The 503-nt window shown below is 60.4% G+C and carries 1 protein-coding gene; it reads left to right on the top strand.

The features are described from left to right. The coding region (locus IEX22_RS16500; RefSeq protein ID WP_229660132.1) for a RelA/SpoT AH/RIS domain-containing protein at positions 1-503 on the top strand (503 nt) is incomplete at both ends.

Here is a 503-nt window from a genome sequence, read left to right on the forward strand (position 1 = left end):
ACCTGTGTCGGCGCCCGGGTCAACCGCCAGGCCTACCCCTTGAGTCAACCGCTGATTTCCGGGCAAACGGTCGAGATCATCACCGCCAAAGGCGCCCGCCCCAACGCCGCCTGGCTCAACTTCGTGGTTACCGGCAAGGCCCGCGCCAAAATCCGTCAGGTGCTCAAGAGCCTCAAGCAGGACGAAGCCAGCACCCTGGGTAGGCGTCTGCTGAACCATGCGCTGGGCGAAACCAAGCTGGAACAGATAGATCCGGCGCAGATAGACAAGGTAGTCAAAGACACCAAACACGCCGATCTGCAATCACTGCTGGCCGACATAGGTCTTGGCAATGCCATGAGCATAGTCATAGCCCAACGCCTCAAGGGCGACAAGATAGAGCCGCAGAAGCAGCATGATGAGCACAAGCTGATGCCGATCCGCGGCGCCGAAGGCATGCTGGTTACCTTCGCCAACTGCTGCCGCCCCATTCCTGGGGATGCCGTGATTGCTCACGTGAGCCC

It is taken from the genome of Tersicoccus solisilvae (assembly GCF_014643255.1).
GTDB lineage: Bacteria > Actinomycetota > Actinomycetes > Actinomycetales > Micrococcaceae > Tersicoccus > Tersicoccus solisilvae.